This window comes from Tardiphaga robiniae (genome assembly GCF_013359755.1).
Lineage (GTDB): Bacteria > Pseudomonadota > Alphaproteobacteria > Rhizobiales > Xanthobacteraceae > Tardiphaga > Tardiphaga robiniae.
Map to the genome: position 1 here is coordinate 128358 of NZ_JABMCJ010000078.1, position 17885 is coordinate 146242.

Consider the following 17885-nt stretch of genomic DNA (forward strand, 5'->3'; position numbering starts at 1 on the left):
CGTGCCCCGTGATCTATGAGCTCACAATCAACGTCTGGGCGACCGCTAGAAAGACCTACGCGGCTTCGTCGCGCGATTGGTAGAGCTTGTAAAGCATGCGTTGCCCGATACGCCGGAACGGCGAGAACGGATGCGTCGGCAGCGGCGACGTGAAGATCGGTAGGTCCTGCCCCTTGAAGTTCTTGCCCGCGATCATCTCGGCCATGCGACGGCCGGCCTGCGCCGAATAAGACACGCCATTGCCACCGTAGCCCAGCGCATAGAACAGAGTTTGCGAAGGATCGGGCCGGAAGATACGCGGCATCATGTCGTGGCTGACATCGACCCAGCCCCACCAGGAATAGTCGATCTCGATTCCCTTGAGCGCCGGGAACTTGCGGTGCAGCCCGTCGATCAGGAGCTGCAGATGCCGCGGATTTGCAGCGTCCGCGCCGGTGATGGCGCTGCGGCTACCGATTTGCACACGGTTGTCGGGCAGCCGGCGATAATAGAAGCGCAGCGTGCGGGTGTCGGTGATGACTTCGGTGGTCTTGAAGCCGGTCGCCTCCAGCTCTGCTCCGGTAAGCGGCCGCGTCACAATCGAGTTGGACATGATCGGCATGCAGCGGCCACGCAGCAAGGGCGTCAGACCGAGTGACGTGTAAGCGCCGGTCGCGATACCGACTGCGCGTGCACGCACGGTGCCGCCGGGTGTGCGCAGATGGTGAATGCCGTTGCGCGTTGTGATCTCCTGCACCGGACTGCCGGGATGCACCTTGGCGCCGAGTTCGCGCGCCATGCGCAGATAGCCGAAAGCGAGTTTGGCGGGATGGACGCCAGTGCCCAGCGGCTCATGCACAGCACCAACACATTCGGCCTCGTTCACATAGTCGCGTCGCACGTCCTCGGCGGACAGCACGCGCGTCTTGTAGCCGAACACCTCGTTCTGGACTTTCGACTCGGCTGCGATCTTCTCGAACGTCCGCTGGCGATGCGCGAGATAGAGGTGGCCGCCGCGCTGCGGTTCACAATCGATATTTCCGGTCTTGATCAGATCCTCGAAGGTCTCGAAGCCGTCCTGGATTTCCGCGTGCAGCCGCAGCGCCACATCGCGGCCCCAGCGCGCGATCCACTGCGAACGCGACAGCCGGCCCGACGCGTTCTGGCCCTGCCCGCCATTGCGTGTGCTGCAGCCCCAGGCGACGCGATTTGCTTCCAGCACCAAGGCCTTGATGCCGAATTCGCGCGCCAGAAAAATCGCGCAAGCCAGCCCGGTATAGCCCGAACCGACAATCGCGACGTCGGCATCGATGTCGCCATTGATCGAGCCGTCGTCGTCTGGCGGTGTTCCTGCCGTGGCGGCCCAATAAGTCGGGGCGTAGTCGCGGTGGGTACCGGGACCGGGGGACACCAGCGGATCGTAATGCTGGTCGTAAGGCGCAATCGACATCGGCGCGACCTCCTTCACGACGCGATCACGACTTCGCCGGCAGCGCCGGTCGATCCTTGCGGAACGCACTCTTGCGCGAGAGCTTGTGGCCCTTGAACGTGAAGAGATCGCAGCCCTCGGCCTCGATCCGCGTACCGTTGGCTGCTGTACCGCGGAAAATCCATTCAGATAGGCCGCGGTCGCCGAACACGCTGTGCGATGTACAGGTCCAGCTCGCATCCGGCGTACCGCCCCAGACCTTCTCGAACGCCGCCTTCACGTCGGAGGTGCCGATAATGCGGTTGCCATACATCTCCGACCCGACGGCGGTATCGAACACGATATCGTCGGTCATGCAGGCCATCACGCCATCGGCGTCGTGACGGTTGAACGCCTCGAACAGCGTGACGAGAAGCTGGTGGCGCTGGGTCTGCTGCTCGGACATTGCAAAGCTCTCTCGATCATTTCAACAATGGTCGGCACTGCGTGCCAGCCATGGGGATGAAACTGCCAGCGGCCATGCGGCGCGATTAGGGCCAGTTGCGGCGAAGCACCTGTCCAGAGCGGAACGGTTCGCGCCGGCGATCTGGCCCAAAGATTGAGACACGCTGGCCCTCCCCAGGCTAACGGATGTCGCCATGGTGGCAGCATGACGGAGCGACGGACCCACGTGACATGCATGACCTGACGATCGCGATCGGCGATCTCGGTGCGGCGCTGACGCCAAAACTGGTTTTGCTGTCGATTGCCTCGATTTTCGTCGCCGCGGTGCTGCGCGGCTTTACCGGCTTTGGTTTTGCCCTTGCCGCTGTGCCGCTGCTCGGCTTGTTCATGATACCGACCGAGGCCGTGCCAGTGGCGATCGGATTGCAACTCGCTGGCAGCCTGCTTGATTTCCGCAAGGCATCGCAGAGCTGCGACTGGCCCTCGCTGCGCTGGCTGATGATCGGCGCGCTGATCGGATCGCCGCTGGGAACCCTGATCCTGACCGAAATCCCGGCGCCAATCTCGCGGCTGGTTATCAGTTCGATCACGCTCCTGGCGGTGTTCGCGCTGGGCCGCGGCTTCGCGTTGCCCGCCATCCCGCCACGCCCGGTGACGTCAATCACCGGTTTCTTCTCCGGTCTGTTCAACGGGCTAGCCGCGATGCCCGGACCGCCGGTGGTCGCTTACTATATGTCGGTTCCGCTGCCACGCTTGACAACGCGTGCGTCGCTGATGGTGTTCTTCCTGATGACCTCGATCACGGCAACGATCACTTTCGTCAGCGTGGGCCTGCTGAACGTCCACACCATCGGCCTGTCGTTGCTCGGCCTGCCGGTGATGTGGCTCGGCACCATATTCGGCGAAATCGCATTCCGGCGCGGCAACGAAGCAATGCATCGCCAGGTCTCGATCATCAGCCTCGGCGTGATTGCCCTCGTCAGCGCCGTCAAGGGCGTGAGCGAGCTGACCTGAGCCGCGTCAGCTCATGCGTGCGATGATGCGACCGAGACGTTCAATGCCCGGTTCGATCCGGTCATTGCGGATCGACGAGAAGCCAAGCCGGAAGCAATTGGCATGGGTACCTTTCGTCATCGAGAATACGTCGCCCGGCTCGATCACCACGCCTTCTGCCAACGCGGCCGTGGCAAGTTCGGTGGCATCGCAGGCCGCCGGACATGTCACCCAATAGCTGGTGCTGCCGACGCCGCGCACGAAATCGCAACCGGCGAGATGCTTGGGCAGCAACTGATCGAGAATGCGTGCGCGCTCCAGTAGCACGCGTGAGACGCGCTGCAGATGCGAGCGGTAATGGCCAAGGCCGATGAACAGCGCCGCAACGCGCTGGTTGTTGAGCGGTGGATGCCGCAGCATTAGGCGCCGCAGCGCGCGCAATTCACGGATCACCGGCGCTGGTGCGGCGACATAGCCGAGCCGTAGGCCGGGCGCGAGCGCCTTCGACAGGCTGCCGACATAAAGCACGCGGTCGTTGCGATCGAGGCTCATTAGCGGCGGCAGTGCCGGCCCCTCCGAGATCAGCTCGCTCTCATAATCGTCCTCGATCAGGATGATGTCGCTCTCCTCTGCCTTGCGCAGCACTTCGAGACGGCGCTGCTCGGGCATCGCCACCGTGGTCGGGCATTGATGACCTGCGGTGACGTAAGCGAGATCGCAGCTCTCGAAGTTCGCATCGGGCACCATGCCCTCGCCGTCGACTGCGAGCGGCACGATATTGTCGGTCTGCATACCGAAAATGTTGCGGGCGTCGGGATAGCCGGGATCTTCCATGCCGACCCGGGTGCCCTGCTTCACGAACAATCGGGCGATCAGATACAGCGCATGCTGGGCGCCGATGGTCATCATGATCTCGTCCGGCCGCGCGCGAACGCCGCGGCGCGGCAACACCTGCAGCCGGAGCTGCTCGATCAGCGCCGGATCGTCCTCGTCGATCAGATCGCGGGCCCAGTTGTTGATCTCGGGCACGCTAAGTGCGGCGCGCGCACTTTCGCGCCAGTCATTGGTCGGAAACAGGCTTGGATCGAACTGCCCGAAGATGAAGGGATACGGATAGTCCTGCCAGTTGAGCGGCTTGACGATGTTCCGGTTGGCCGACGGCCGCACTGCGAAGCGCCCGGCCCAGCGCGCGGCGCCGGCCTCGTCGGGCGCCGCGCGGTCGTCGCGCTGGGTGCCGAGATGCTTGGGGAGGCCGGCCACGAAGAAGCCGCTGCGTTCGCGCGAAATGAGGAAATTCTGGTCGACCAGCTGCTCATAGGCGATCACGACGGTATTACGCGACACTTCGAGCAGTGTGGCCAGTTCGCGGCTCGACGGCATGCGCACACCAAGCGCCAGACGGCCTTCTTCGATGGCGGTACAGATCAACTGGCGGATCTGGAGCTGCAGGAAGGGACCGCGCCGGTCCAGCCCCTGGAACAGCGATCCCCAGAACAGCGCATCCCCAATGCCAGACGCTGCAGGACGCCCGTCTGCACGGGCGGCTTTCACTGAACCTCCGGGATTACCCATCGCGCCCTCCACACTCATCCCGAAACCAAAGCCGCACCCGTCTTCGGGCCTAACAGGATACTAAGCAAAAGCCGCGCCAAGGTGGACCGTCGGCACCGCGGGACTGGCCCCATTCGTGCATCCGATCTGGCGCTGGCTCGGAGCGATGCGAGGCCTCACGCTTCGATGACGGAATTTTGAGGGTGGTCCATTGAGCCAGGATACGATTGTTTTTTCGGCCCGCAAGATCGTGACCATGAACCCGTCACGCCCATCCGCCACGCATGTCGCAGTGCAGAACGGCCGGATCGTCGCAGTCGGCAGCTTCGCCGAGATCGTCGCTACCAGCGGCGCCAAGGTCGACGACCGTTTCAAGGACAAGGTGCTGCTGCCCGGCTTCGTTGAAGGCCACAGCCACATCATGGAAGGCATGATGTGGTCGCTGCCTTATGTCGGCGCCTTCGACCGCCGCTCGCCCGAAGGCAAACTCGTCCAGGGCCTGCCGGATATCGATGCCATCGTCGCGCGGCTGCAGGAAGCCGAGGCAGCGATGACCGATGCCGAGGCACCGCTCTTCGCCTGGGGCTTCGATCCCCTGCATATCGGCAGCGTGTCCCTGACGCGGCAGGATCTCGACCGCGTATCGACCACGCGGCCGATCATGGTCGTGCATGCATCGTTCCACATCAGCAACGTCAACACTATCGTGCTGCAGCGCGCCGAGCTCGATCGCACCACCAATATTTCCGGCGTGGTGATGGGCAAGGACGGCGAACCATCCGGCGAAGTCCAGGGCATTGCCGCTCGGTTTCGCGTGTTCCGCGTGCTCGGCACCAATCCACTGTCTGGCAATCTCACAGCCGATGACGTCAACCGCTACGCGGCATCGTCGTGCATTCAGGGCGTGACTACCATCACCGACCTGCACAACGATCTTGCTGACCTGACCATCGAGGTCTATCGCGCCGCAAGTCGGCGCGATGATTTCTCGGTGCGCCTGGTCCCGGCCATGGCCTCGGTGTCGCACAGCCCGGAACAGGGCGTCGAGAAGATCAAGACACTGAAGGCGTCGAACAATGACAAGCTTCACTATGGCATCGTCAAGCTGGTGGTCGACGGCTCGATTCAGGGCTTTACCGCGCGGCTGCGCTGGCCGGGCTATCACAACGGAGCGCCCAACGGGTTGTGGTACATCGCGCCGGAAGAACTGCCGTCCATCGTTGCAGCTTACCACAATGCGGGCATCCAGCTGCACATCCACACCAATGGCGACGAAGCCACCGAAGTGGCGCTCGATGCCGTCGAGGCCGCGCAGATCGCAAAGCCGCGGCCCGATCACCGCCATACGCTGCAGCATTGCCAGATGGCGGATGCTGCGCAGTTCAAGCGCATGAAATCGCTCGGCATGTGTGTCAACTTGTTTTCCAATCACATCTATTACTGGGGTGACTCGCATTACGAGCTGACCATGGGTCCGGAACGCGCCAACAGACTCGACGCCACCGGTACCGCGCTGCGCGTCGGCGTTCCCTTCGCAATCCATTCCGACGCCCCGGTGACGCCCCTGAGCCCGCTGTTCACCGCCTGGTGTGCCGTCAACCGCGTGTCGTCGAGCGGACGTGTGCTCGGCAAGGAGACCGAAGCGCTGACCGTCGAACAGGCGCTTGCCGCGATCACGATCAACGCCGCCTATACGCTGAAGCTCGATCACATCGTCGGCAGCATCGAGGCCGGCAAATATGCGGACTTCGCGGTACTTGATGAAGATCCGCTTGAAGTCGCGCCGGAGAAGCTCAAGGATATTGCCATCTGGGGTACCGTGGTCGGTGGCCACGTGCGGGAGGCGCCACGGGCATGACGGCAGCGTCATCAGCGAAAATTCCCGTGACGGTGGTCGGCGGCTTTCTCGGCGCCGGCAAGACGACCTATCTGAATCACCTCCTTCGCACCGGCTCCGCCCGCTATGCCGTGCTGGTCAACGACTTCGGCGCGGTGAACATCGACGCCGGCCTGATTGCCCAGCACGACGGCACCACCATGACGCTGACCAATGGCTGCGTCTGCTGCAGCATCGGCGGCGGCTTTCTGGATACGCTGGGCCGGATCCTCGACGACGCCATCCCGTTCGATCACATCATCATCGAAGCGTCGGGCGTCGGTGATCCCTGGCGCATCGCCGAGATCGCACTGGTGGAGCCGAGCCTGCGCCTGAATGCTGTGATCGTGGTCGCGGATGCATCCCGCATTTCAAAACTGCTGATCGACAGTCACGTCGGCGACACCGTGCGCGGCCAGTTCGATCGCTGCAGTCTCGTGCTGCTCAACAAGGTAGACCTGCTAAACCGCACCGCCGCCGATGCGGCCCGCGCCACGGTCGCGGCGCTGCGTCCCGACATCCAGATCATCGAGACGACGGAAGATACGCTGCCGGTCCTGCCGGACGGCGAGGTCAAAGCGACATCGCGCTTTGCCGCGACCGCCGTGAACGACAGCGTCGATCATGAAAGCGCGTTCCACCGCTGGTCGTATCGGCGCAGCGGCACGTTCGATCGTGGCCAGCTTACAGCAGCACTAGCCGCATTGCCGCCGCAGCTTTTGCGCCTCAAAGGACAATGCCGGATCGCCGGTGATGCGTCGCCAGCGCTGCTGCAGATGGTCGGGCAAGACTGGGCGCTGACACCCGCTCCCGCCGATATGACGGCTCAAAACGACATCATGCTGGTCGGCGTCGGCACCGACGCTCTGCCCGATGCCGCCGCGCTTGATGCCATTCTCGATGGCGCGCTGATCCAGGTTTCACAAACACACCCGACAACGGCGGACCTCAACCGTCGGCACGCTGCATTCACCCTCTGAGAGAAGGACCGACAAGATGTCTTCGATCTGGTCACGACGACCCCGTTCGCTGAAAGCGTCTCTTCTGGCCTGCGCTCTGGGCCTTGCCCTCGTCGCAACCGCCATCGCGCCAAGCGTCAAGCCGGCACTTGCCGCCGACGGCGGCACGCTGGTGATCGCCTCGACGCAGGTGCCACGCCACTTCAACGGCGCCGTGCAGTCCGGCCTCGCCACCGCGATGCCGTCCACGCAAATCTTCGCCAGTCCGCTGCGCTATGACGACAACTGGAATCCGCAGCCTTATCTCGCAAAGTCGTGGGCGGTCGCGCCGGACGGCCTCTCGGTGACGCTGAAGCTGGTCGACAATGCCCTGTTCCACGACGGCAAGCCGGTCACGTCCGAAGACGTCGCCTTTTCAATCATGACCATCAAGGCGAACCATCCCTTTCAGAGCATGCTGGCCGCTGTCGATAAGGTCAATACGCCCGACCCGCTCACCGCTATCATCCGCCTGAAGCATCCGCACCCGGCGCTGCTTTTGGCGATGTCGCCTGCACTGATGCCGATCCTGCCGAAACACGTCTATGGCGACGGCCAGGATATCAAGGCGCATCCCGCCAATCTGAAGCCGGTCGGCTCAGGCCCCTATCGCCTCACCGAATACAAGCAGGGCGAATATTACACGCTGGAGAAGTTCGACAAGTTCTTCATCACCGGCAAGCCCAAGCTCGACAAGATCGTCGTCAAGCTGGTATCGGATTCCAATGCCGCTGTGGTCTCGCTTGAGCGCGGCGACGTCAACGTGCTGCCGTTCGTCTCAAACACTCGCGACATCGAGCGCATCGAGAAGATGCCGAACGTCACCATCACCGACAAGGGCTTTGCCGGCGTCGGCCCGATCAACTGGCTCGCCTTCAACACCAAGAAGAAGCCGCTCGATGACGTGCGCGTGCGCCAAGCGATCGCCTTTGCCGCCAACCGCGAATTCATCACCGGCAAGCTGATGGGCGGCAAGGCGAAGACCGCCACCAGCCCGATCGCCCCGGGATCGCTGCTGCTGGAGCCCGGCGTCGAGATGTACAAGCTCGATCTCGCGAAGTCGGCAAAGCTACTCGACGACGCCGGCTATCCGAAGGCTGCCGACGGCACGCGCATGAGCCTCACCATCGACTACATCCCCGGTGACGAGGAACAGCAGCGCAATGTCGCCGAATATCTGCGCTCGCAGCTCAAGCGCGTCGGCATCAATCTGGAAGTCCGTGCCGCGCCGGACTTCCCGACCTGGGCGCAGCGGGTCTCGAATTGGGATTTTGACCTGACGATGGACAACGTGTTCAACTGGGGCGATCCGGTGATCGGCGTCAACCGCACGTACCTTTCGAGCAACATCCGCAAGGGCATCATCTGGTCGAACACCCAGCAATACAGCAACCCGAAGGTCGACGAGCTGCTCGCCGCAGGCGCGCAGGAGACGTCGCCCGAGAAGCGCAAGGCATTGTATTCGGAATTCCAGAAGATCGTCGTTAACGACGTGCCGATCTATTTCATCAACGGAGCGCCCTATCGCAACGCCTTCAGCAAGGGCCTCGGCGGTCTGCCGACGTCGATCTGGGGCATGATGTCGCCGCTCGACGAGCTTTATTGGGAAGTGCCGCCGAAGACCTGATGGTCTTCGGCTCACTCTGACGGTCCAGCACCATGAACCTCGCTCTTCACATTCTGCGTCAGGTGGCCAATGCAGTTGGCCTCCTTATCGCCGTGCTGGTCCTCAATTTCTGCCTGATCCATGCTGCGCCCGGCGATCCCGCTCTAGTGATCGCGGGCGAGATGGGCGGTGCGTCGGCCGACGTCATCGCTGCACTGCGGGTCAAATACGGCCTCGACAAGAGCCTGCTCGAACAGCTCTTCACCTATCTCGGCAGCGTCGCCACCGGCGACTTCGGCTATTCCTATTATTTCAATGCTCCCGTGACCGGTCTGATCGCCCAGCGCATTCCGGCGACGCTGTATCTGGTGTTGTCGGCGCTCGCGATTTCGGTGGTGATCGGCACGCTGCTCGGCGTCGTCAGCGCCCGCAAGCCGAACGGGCTGTTCAGCCAGGGCGTCACCATCATCTCGCTTGCGGGCTATGCCGCGCCGGTGTTCTGGACCGGGCTGATGTTGCTGCTGCTGTTCGGATCGGTGTGGCCAATCCTGCCGGTGACGGGCATGACCGACGTCGCGCGGCCCAAGGTCGGCTTCGCGCATGTCGTGGATATATTGCAGCATCTCGTGCTGCCCGCGACCACGCTTGCACTCGTCTTCATCGCGCAATATAGCCGGCTCGCCCGTGTCAACATGATCGATGCGCTGACGGCTGACTACGTGCGCACCGCACGCGCCAAGGGCCTGCCGGAATTTATCGTGATCGGCAAACATGCGCTTCGCAACACGCTGATCCCGATCGTCACTGTCGCCGGGCTGCAATTCGGCCATCTGTTCGCGGGCGCCGTGCTGGTCGAGACGGTGTTCAGCTGGCCCGGCATGGGACGGCTGGTGTTCGAATCCATTCTGCGCCGAGATTATCCGACCCTGCTCGCCGTGCTGTTCTTCTCGGCAGTCTTGGTCATGGCCGCCAATATCATCACCGATCTGGTCTATCGCCTGGTCGATCCGCGCATCCGTTCGGGGGCCCGATGACCACGATCGAATCCACTGCCATCAAGCCCGACAAGACTGCGCTGCCCGTGAGCGCCGCAGCATCGCCCACGATGGCCGCGCTGCGCCAGTTTGCCCGCAGCCCGGCGGGCGTCGTCGGCGCGGTTGTGCTGCTGTTTCTGATGCTCGCCACCCTGTTCGGGCCGTCGATCTACGGCGTCGATCCGCTCGACATTGCCGGCGCGCCCTTCACGCCGCCGGATGCGGACACCTGGCTCGGCACCGACTATCTCGGCCGCGATATCCTGGCAGGGCTGCTGCAAGGCGGCCGTGCCACTCTGACTGTCGGAGGCGTGGCCGCGATCATCACCATCGTGATCGGCGTCACCATCGGTTCGCTGGCCGGCTTCTTCGGCGGCCCCATCGACACGGCACTGACCAAGATCACCGAGTTCTTCCAGATCCTGCCGCCGCTGCTGTTCGCCATGGTGCTGGTCACTCTGTTCGGGCAGACGCTGACCACCGTGACCATCGCGATTGGCGTGGTGAGCTGGCCGTCTGCCGCGCGCCTGACCCGCGCGGAGTTCCTGCGCTTGCGCAATCTCGATTTCGTCAAGGCATCGCGCGCCGCCGGCGCTGGCAATGGTCACCTCATCCTGCTCGTCGTGCTGCCGAATGCACTGCCGCCGATCATCGTCTCGGCGACGCTCGCGATCGGCGTGGCCATCTTGTTCGAGGGCGGATTGAGCTTCCTCGGCCTCGGCGATCCCAACACCATGAGCTGGGGCCTGATGCTTGGGCAGAACCGCAATTATGTGCTCAATGCCTGGTGGACCGTGGCGTTTCCGGGTGCGGCGATCTTCATCGCGGTGCTCGCCATCAGCCTAATCGGCGACGGCGTCAATGATGCCATCAATCCGCGCCTGCGGAAGCGAGGCTGAGCGATGCCCCCCGTTCTCTCCGTCAAGGATCTCAGCGTCTCGATGAACGGCACCAAGGGCATGGTGCCGGTGCTTGAGCATCTGTCATTCGACGTCGCGCAAGGCAAGACCATGGCGCTAGTCGGCGAGTCCGGCTGCGGCAAAAGCATGACCGCGCTCGCGATCATGCAGCTATTGCCCGAAGACTTTCGCGTCACCTCCGGCAGCATTCTGCTGGATGGCGTCGAGGTTTTATCGGCATCACCCAAGGAGTTGCGCAGCCTGCGCGGCGACAAGATGTCGATGATCTTCCAGGAGCCGATGACGGCGCTCAACCCGCTCTACACGGTCGGTGACCAGATCGGCGAGGTGCTGCGTCAGCACCGCGGACTGAGCCGCCGCGATGCCCATGCGCAAGCGATACAGTTTCTCAAGGCGGTGCAGATCCCCGCGGCTGACAAACGCGTCGATGCCTATCCGCATCAATTGTCCGGCGGCATGCGGCAACGTGTGATGATCGCCATGGCGCTGGCCTGCAAGCCGAAGCTTCTGATCGCAGACGAGCCGACCACCGCGCTCGACGTCACCGTGCAGGCGCAGATCTTCGACCTGCTCAGCGAATTGCAGGACGACACCGACACGGCCATCGTGCTGATCACCCATGATCTCGGCGCCGTCGCCGAACTCGCCGACGATGTCGCCGTGCTCTATGCCGGCCGCTGCATCGAACAGGGCACCGCACACGAGGTCATCGCCCGTGCGCGGCATCCCTATACGCGCGGGCTGATGGCCTGCGTGCCACATCTGCAGCTCGGCCGCATGAGCAACCATGCCTCGGCCGAGCTCGACGAAATCCCAGGTATGGTGCCGCCGCTCGGCGCACGCGGGCCGGACTGCGCTTTCCTGCCGCGCTGTGCCTTTGCCGGCGCGATCTGTCGCGCACAGCCGCAGCCGCCGCTCGATCGCATCGATGCCGGTGCCGCCGTATCGTGCTGGCGTCATCAGGAGATCACACCGTGAGCGATGGCTTGAATATATCTGCGCCCGCAGACGTCCTGCTCGACGTCAACGATCTCGTGGTGCACTTCCCGGCCGGACGCCGCGGCATGTTCGGTCCACCCTCGAAGGTCCACGCGGTCGACGGCGTGAGTTTTCGCGTCCGCCGCGGCACCACCTTCGGCATCGTCGGCGAAAGCGGCTCCGGCAAATCAACCACCGCGCAGGCGGTGATGCGGCTGATCCCGATGACCTCCGGCCAGATCGTGTTCGGCGGCGAGAACATCGCAGACTTCCGCGGCGAGAGACTGCGGCTGGCGCGCAGCAAATTCCAGATCGTGTTCCAGGATCCGTTCTCGGCACTGGATCCGCGGCGCCGCGCGGGCGATCTGATCCGCGAACCGCTCGACCTGCTCGGCATCGGCTCGCCACGCGAGCGCGAGGTCCGGGTCAAACAGCTTCTGGAGGAAGTCGGCCTGCCGCCGCAAGCGGCTGATCTGTTTCCGCATCAGTTTTCCGGCGGCCAGCGCCAGCGTCTGTGCATTGCACGTGCGATGGCGCCAGAACCCGACCTGATCGTCTGCGACGAAGCGGTGTCAGCACTCGACGTCGCTATCCAGGCGCAGATCCTGAACCTGCTGAAGAAGCTACAGCGCGAGCGCGGCCTGACCTATATCTTCATCTCGCACGATCTCGGCGTGATCCAGCATTTCTGCGACGAGATTGCGGTGATGTATCTCGGACGCATCGTCGAACAGGCGCCGGCGCAGGTGTTCTTCTCGGCACCCTTGCATCCCTATAGCTGGTCGCTGATATCAGCCGCCGCACCGCCCGGCCCGCTGCGCGACCGGCTGAAGAAGGACTATCTGGTCAAGGGCGATCCACCGAGTCCGGTGGATCCACCGCCCGGCTGCCGCTTCGCGCAGCGCTGCCCGTTCGTGGTGGAGCGGTGCCGTGACGAATTGCCGATCCTTCAGGTCGAGGCCGAGGAACACTTCATCGCCTGCCATCGGACCGGCGAGATCGCCCCTCCGGATTTTGCATCCCTGTGAGCCGTCGCTGTGGGGCGTCCGCTTTGCGCCAATTGCTGTCACTCATATGTTCGTCGACGCTTTCAGCATGACGCGCCCATTGCGCTGTCCCCATCCGGATCGCGCGAACCGTCCGATTTGGTATTAGGCGCAACTGGCCGATGCTTTCCAGATCACACCACGCTCACCCTGGCCTGAGACATAGCTCCCGACATTGCCATGATCGCGCAATTGGATAGATTGCTTGCTCCGCCGCAAAGGGTGAAAGGTGGCATCCAAAGAAGGGCACAACCTATTGGACGATTCCGAGAACCAATGCGCGTATTGCGGGTTCACGATGCAATTGGATGCACGCTTTTGCGGTGGCTGCGGGCGGCCAAGGGCTGCTCCAACTGCGCTTGGCGTTCATGCACTCTCATTCCTGCAATCGCAAATCCCGCCAGAACTCGCTGAGCGTATCATGCGGTCCGGCACATCCATGCTGGGCGAGCGCAAACGTGTCACCGTCCTGTTTGCCGACATCCAGCGGTCGACCGAACTCATCGACCAGTTGGACCCAGAAGAAGCGCTGGAAGTTATTGGCCCAGTGCTCAAGCGGCTGATGGACGCCGTGCATGAGCACGATGGGTTGGTCAATCAGACGCGCGGTGACGGCATTATGGCGCTCTTCGGCGCCCCCATTGCGAGCGAAGACCACGCCGTCCAGGCCTGCCGTGCAGCACTGGCTGCGAGAAATGCGATCATCGAATTCAATCGTCTGCATCAACGCTCGATCAGTATCAGAATTGGCCTGAATTCCGGACAGGTCATCATTCATTCGATCGGCAACAATCTGGCGATGAACTATGACGCCGTTGGAAAAACGGTTCACCTCGCCGCCCGAATGGAAGCGCTTGCCTCCCCTGGCTCGATCAAATTGTCGTCCGACACCTTCCAACTCGCGAAGGGCTTCATCAGCGCATTGCAGCTCGGGCCCGAACAAGCCAAAGGGGTCGCCGAGCCGGTGGAGACCTATGAACTGGTGTCGATGCGGCCGCGCACCCGCTGGCAGGCTCGCTCATCCGGCGGCCTCAGTCCGCTGATCGGACGTCGGACAGAATTAGATTTCCTCAAGAAACTGCTGGATAACGCCGCTGCGGGACACGGACGCGCGGTGACCATTGTCGGCCCTGCCGGGATCGGCAAATCGCGTCTGGTCCATGAGTTCATCGCCAGCGTTCCAGAAGAATGGCTCGTCCTGCAGACGACCTGCGCTTCTCAACGCGCGAACTCCAGCTACTATCCCGTCAGCACGTTGATACGTGAGCTCTTCGGCGTACGCGCCGAGGATAGCCCCGCCTCAGCTGCCAGCCGGACCAGCACCCGTGTTGCCCGCCTCGATCCAAATCTGCCCCCACATCTTCCGGCCATCCTCTCGCTCCTGGATCTCAACAGCGAGGACGAAGACTGGAAAAAGCTTGAGCCATCCGAAAGACGCAACAAGGTCATCGACGCCATGAAGACGCTCGTCTTCTCGCAGGAACGGTTGACGCCCTTGCTCATCCTGATCGAGGACATCCACTGGGTCGATGCCGAAACCCAGCTCATTCTGAACAGCATCATGGGGATGCTCGATAGCGCCCGGGTCCTCGTGGTCGTCACGCAACGCCCGGAACGCATCTGGTCCGGTCGCGCGGTTGAACGCCTGGACATCGCGCCGCTCAGCGAACCGGACGGTGATCAACTGCTTGTATCGCTGTTGGGCGATGACGGAAGTCTGGGCTACATCAGACGACGTGTCCTCGCGAAAGCGCAAGGCAATCCACTCTTCGTAGAGGAACTGGCCCAGGCACTCAAAGATACGAAGGTGCTAGTCGGCGATCCGGGCCGCTACAAAGTCAGCGATGGATCGTCTAATATCAAAATCCCCGAGACCATTCATTCCGTTCTGGCATCGCGTATCGACCTACTCGATCAAGCGACGAAATCGCTTTTGCAAATGTCCGCCGTGATCGGCAAAGACATCTCATTGATCCTGCTGTCCGGCATGATTGGAACTGATCCCGACGAACTGACTCCTCGTCTTCTGGCGCTGGAGTCGGGGGATTTTCTCAGAAAGGCCACTACCTCCGGCACCGTCGAATATTCGTTCAAACATGAGCTCACGAGAGAAGTGGCCTACGGCATGATGCTACTCAGCGTCCGTCGCTATCTCCACGCCAAGGCGATCGAAATTATCGAGCTTCGATTCGCCGACCGTCTCGACGAACATATCGACCGACTTGCCGACCACGCGTTTCTCGCTGAGCTATGGCAAAAGGCAGTTCCGTATCAGTTGCGGAGCTGCCGTCGAGCAATCAAGCGTGGCGCCAATCAGGATGCGATCGCCATTTACGAGCGTGGTCGCGAAACGCTGGCGCATTGGCCGCCGTCATCGAAGAAAACCATCTCTGAAATAGATCTGCATCTGACGGTGATTACGGCGCTCGAACCAATCGGCATGCATCAACGTATTGCCGACGTCTTGCGTGAGGCGCGCCGGCTGGCCGAAGAATCCCGGGAACCATGGCGGATTGCGGCGGTGAATTGTCAGTTGACAGTCGCACTCTGGAGACTTGGCTATCACGTCGAAGCCATGACCGCTGCCCAAACGGCACAGTCGATCGCAGAGAAGATCGGCCAACCCGTCCTAACCTTTGCCGCTTTCCACAATGTGGGCATCATCCACCATGAAACCGGCGACTTCACGCAATCGCTTGCGTATCACGAAAAATGTCTCGCGATCGAAACGCCAGAGATCGACGAGAAGCGCGCTGGATGGGCCGCGCTTCCCAGCGTGATGCTTCGGACTTTCATGGCCGATTCACTGATCGATCTCGGTGACTTCTCTCGCGCAGAGGCTCTTGCAAAAGAGGCAAGGCTGTTGGCGGTGGCGGCGAACCACTCGTATTCACGCGCCAACATTAATCATGTTTTTGGTCGGCTCCGGATCGCGCAAGGGCGCCCTGTCGAAGCGCTCGCGCTGCTGAATGAGAGCTGGCAGACATGCCTCGATCTTGAGATGAAACAGATGTACCCGGTCTTCGCGTCCCGGATGGGCGAAGCCTATCTCGCATTGGGCGATGTCGAATCTGCGCTCAACATCCTCGCAGTGCCTGAAAAGCTGGATATTCCGCTCGCTGAACACGCATTCGGCTGGCGCTTTCTGTTCATCGCTCAAGGTCGTGCTTTCCTTGCCGCCGGCCGCAGCAAGGAAGCCAAAGCCGTAGCTGAAAGAGCGCTAGCACTGGCGGAAGAGCGCGGAGAATTGCCGCAGCAAGTCTACGCCAAGAAGCTTCTGGGCGACATTGCCCATATTCGCGATACGAGCAACACGACCACCGCAGAACGATACTATCGCGAAGCGCTCGGTCTCGCCGAACAGTGCTCCATGCAGCCTTACACGACGCTCTGCAACGATGCGCTTGCCACCTTGGTTGCCTGAATCAGACCCTGGCTGCGAGCTCAATCGGCCAAGGCGCGGATGGCATTGATACCCGGCAGGAAAAAGTACGCCCCACCGCGCACCGTGACAAAGGGGCGAGATTTTTCGATATGGAGATTGAACGGTCTCTGCTGAATGACGAGTTCATCTCCGTCATGGGCAACATGGCTAATCGGATCGGTCCCGACGGGTAGTCCTCCGAACTGAGGATTGTTCAGCCACGAATGCTGGATCATCTCGAACTGGCCAGCGATATCGGCGTTCAACGCGATGAACGCCGTCCCGCGCCGAGAACCCTTGCCGGTTGTCTCGTCCTGCTCGCCGCGCCTGGCTCCATACGGCCGGCCGCGCCTGATAATGCGATGCATCTTCGACAGCTTCAGTGCGACATCCGGGTCGGAGCCAATGGCATCGCGCGGATTGGCACGGCGAATATGCGCGCCAATCGGACAGGCCATCCCTGACTCGTCTTCGTAGGCGTAAAGAAAATCATTGCGTTCGGGTGCCGACGGTGAATCGGTGCCGGCACGCACCAGCGGCGCACCGTTGCGGTACCGACCGATCAGCCGTGCCGCAACCTCCTCTGTCGCCTCGACATCGGCTTTGCCATGCATTCGGGTAGCGATGCTGGCAACAAATTTCTCGAAGGCGTCCACGTCCTGCTCCAGTTGCCGGAACACCAGGTAGGTTCCGTTACGCAGCAGATCGCGCAAATTGGAGCCGGGCTTCACGGATTGGCTGCTGATGCGCTCCCGACGTTCATTGCGATAGCCGAGCACAAATTCGCCTGGCTTGACCAGGGAGATGCGGCGGTCTTTTGCGCTCAGGACCTTGTCTCTTTCGCCACTGCCCGCGGGGGTGTGACAAGACTTGGCTTTTTTCTCGTTCTTGGCGTTTTCCTCGCTTCGGATAGCCAGGGGCGACCCCTCGATGATCGGCTGCGAGATGCCGTCGACGAAGCCGAAATGCTCCTTGGCATCGTCATAGAGGCGGCCATGGACGATGACGGGCCGGCCGTTGCCTTGGTCACCAGTCACAACAACGTCAGCAACGCCGTTCATCGCGCGCTGCTCCGCCTGGACTAGGGCCTGCAACACATGTTCTTCGGATGCATAAAGCAACAGCATGCCGTGCACCTCGGCGGACGGCCCCCATCCACCCCACTCCCATCGGCACGGTGAGCTTTCTCCCGCGTCGCCGAGAAGGCCGGAGCGTCGGGGCATCCGTCTGCCAGACGTCGGCTTCGGCGCCATGCCTTCGAGAAATTCCACGGAGAAGTCCGACAGCTGATGCTCGTCGAGATCCAGCTCCTTGAGGCCGCTGGCAGTGATGGCCAGATTGATCGCCGTCCGGTCGCCATCACGCATGGTCTTAAGTGCCCGAAGATTCGTCGGCGGTAACCGCAGATCCGGCGCACCATCACCTTCGGCCTCGATCCTGTCCGCGCGCATTAATCGCTCGGCCAGATCGCGCAGCCAGCGCTTGGCAGCATCCCGCTGGCCTGGAAGAAAGTGCCAGGCCACATAGGCGGAGTACGGCAATTGCGGATAGCCGCTTAACAGCAGCCCCTGCACATCATGCCATTCGATTTTTTCCGTGTTCATGGT

General features: G+C 62.2%; 13 protein-coding genes. 9 read left to right on the top strand and 4 right to left on the bottom strand.

Features of this window, described 5'->3' with window-relative positions; all coding sequences use genetic code 11:
* Positions 1-55: 55 nt before the first annotated feature.
* Together HP556_RS10470 and HP556_RS10475 are read right to left on the bottom strand one after the other, a co-directional pair.
* Entirely contained in the window at positions 56-1429 is a 1374-nt protein-coding gene (locus HP556_RS10470) for an NAD(P)/FAD-dependent oxidoreductase (protein ID WP_175366947.1), read from the bottom strand.
* A gap of 25 nt (positions 1430-1454) precedes the next feature.
* Positions 1455-1853, bottom strand: coding sequence for a nuclear transport factor 2 family protein (locus HP556_RS10475; RefSeq protein ID WP_175366948.1), 399 nt, complete (start codon positions 1851-1853; stop codon positions 1455-1457).
* Between the two features lie 230 nt (positions 1854-2083).
* Here HP556_RS10475 and HP556_RS10480 point away from each other — a divergent pair, with 230 nt between their 5' ends.
* Positions 2084-2866: a sulfite exporter TauE/SafE family protein gene (locus HP556_RS10480; protein ID WP_175366949.1), complete on the top strand. Its 783-nt coding sequence runs from the start codon at positions 2084-2086 to the stop codon at positions 2864-2866.
* A 6-nt stretch (positions 2867-2872) separates the two neighbouring features.
* Here the strand turns inward: HP556_RS10480 and pdxR are convergent, their stop codons facing one another.
* Positions 2873-4417, bottom strand: coding sequence for a MocR-like pyridoxine biosynthesis transcription factor PdxR (gene pdxR, locus HP556_RS10485; RefSeq protein ID WP_120288722.1), 1545 nt, complete (start codon positions 4415-4417; stop codon positions 2873-2875).
* A gap of 235 nt (positions 4418-4652) precedes the next feature.
* On the opposite strand from pdxR, the gene HP556_RS10490 reads away from it, so the two are divergent.
* From HP556_RS10490 to HP556_RS10525, 8 genes are all read left to right on the top strand, one after another.
* Positions 4653-6254 (top strand): amidohydrolase, encoded by a 1602-nt coding sequence (locus tag HP556_RS10490; RefSeq protein ID WP_420878660.1) that lies wholly within the window; start codon positions 4653-4655, stop codon positions 6252-6254.
* Positions 6251-7252 (top strand): CobW family GTP-binding protein, encoded by a 1002-nt coding sequence (locus HP556_RS10495; protein ID WP_175366951.1) that lies wholly within the window; start codon positions 6251-6253, stop codon positions 7250-7252. The genes HP556_RS10490 and HP556_RS10495 overlap by 4 nt, the downstream gene beginning before the upstream one ends.
* Positions 7253-7268: 16 nt before the next feature.
* Complete coding sequence (locus HP556_RS10500; protein WP_175366952.1) at positions 7269-8897, top strand: ABC transporter substrate-binding protein; 1629 nt, start codon at positions 7269-7271, stop codon at positions 8895-8897.
* A gap of 32 nt (positions 8898-8929) precedes the next feature.
* Positions 8930-9910 (top strand): ABC transporter permease, encoded by a 981-nt coding sequence (locus tag HP556_RS10505; protein WP_175366953.1) that lies wholly within the window; start codon positions 8930-8932, stop codon positions 9908-9910.
* On the top strand, positions 9907-10809 hold the full coding sequence (locus HP556_RS10510) for an ABC transporter permease (protein ID WP_175366954.1): 903 nt from the start codon (positions 9907-9909) through the stop codon (positions 10807-10809). Before HP556_RS10505 ends, HP556_RS10510 begins: the two co-directional genes overlap by 4 nt.
* Positions 10810-10812: 3 nt before the next feature.
* A complete protein-coding gene (locus HP556_RS10515; protein WP_175366955.1) occupies positions 10813-11808 on the top strand; it encodes an ABC transporter ATP-binding protein in 996 nt (331 codons plus the stop codon).
* Complete coding sequence (locus tag HP556_RS10520; protein ID WP_338117556.1) at positions 11805-12836, top strand: ABC transporter ATP-binding protein; 1032 nt, start codon at positions 11805-11807, stop codon at positions 12834-12836. The genes HP556_RS10515 and HP556_RS10520 overlap by 4 nt, the downstream gene beginning before the upstream one ends.
* Positions 12837-13083: 247 nt before the next feature.
* The gene (locus HP556_RS10525) at positions 13084-16278 is read left to right on the top strand and encodes an ATP-binding protein (RefSeq protein WP_338117557.1); all 3195 of its coding nucleotides are present in this window, start codon (positions 13084-13086) and stop codon (positions 16276-16278) included.
* A 20-nt stretch (positions 16279-16298) separates the two neighbouring features.
* Here the strand turns inward: HP556_RS10525 and HP556_RS10530 are convergent, their stop codons facing one another.
* Positions 16299-17882, bottom strand: coding sequence for a Dyp-type peroxidase (locus tag HP556_RS10530; RefSeq protein ID WP_175366956.1), 1584 nt, complete (start codon positions 17880-17882; stop codon positions 16299-16301).
* Positions 17883-17885 lie beyond the last annotated feature (3 nt).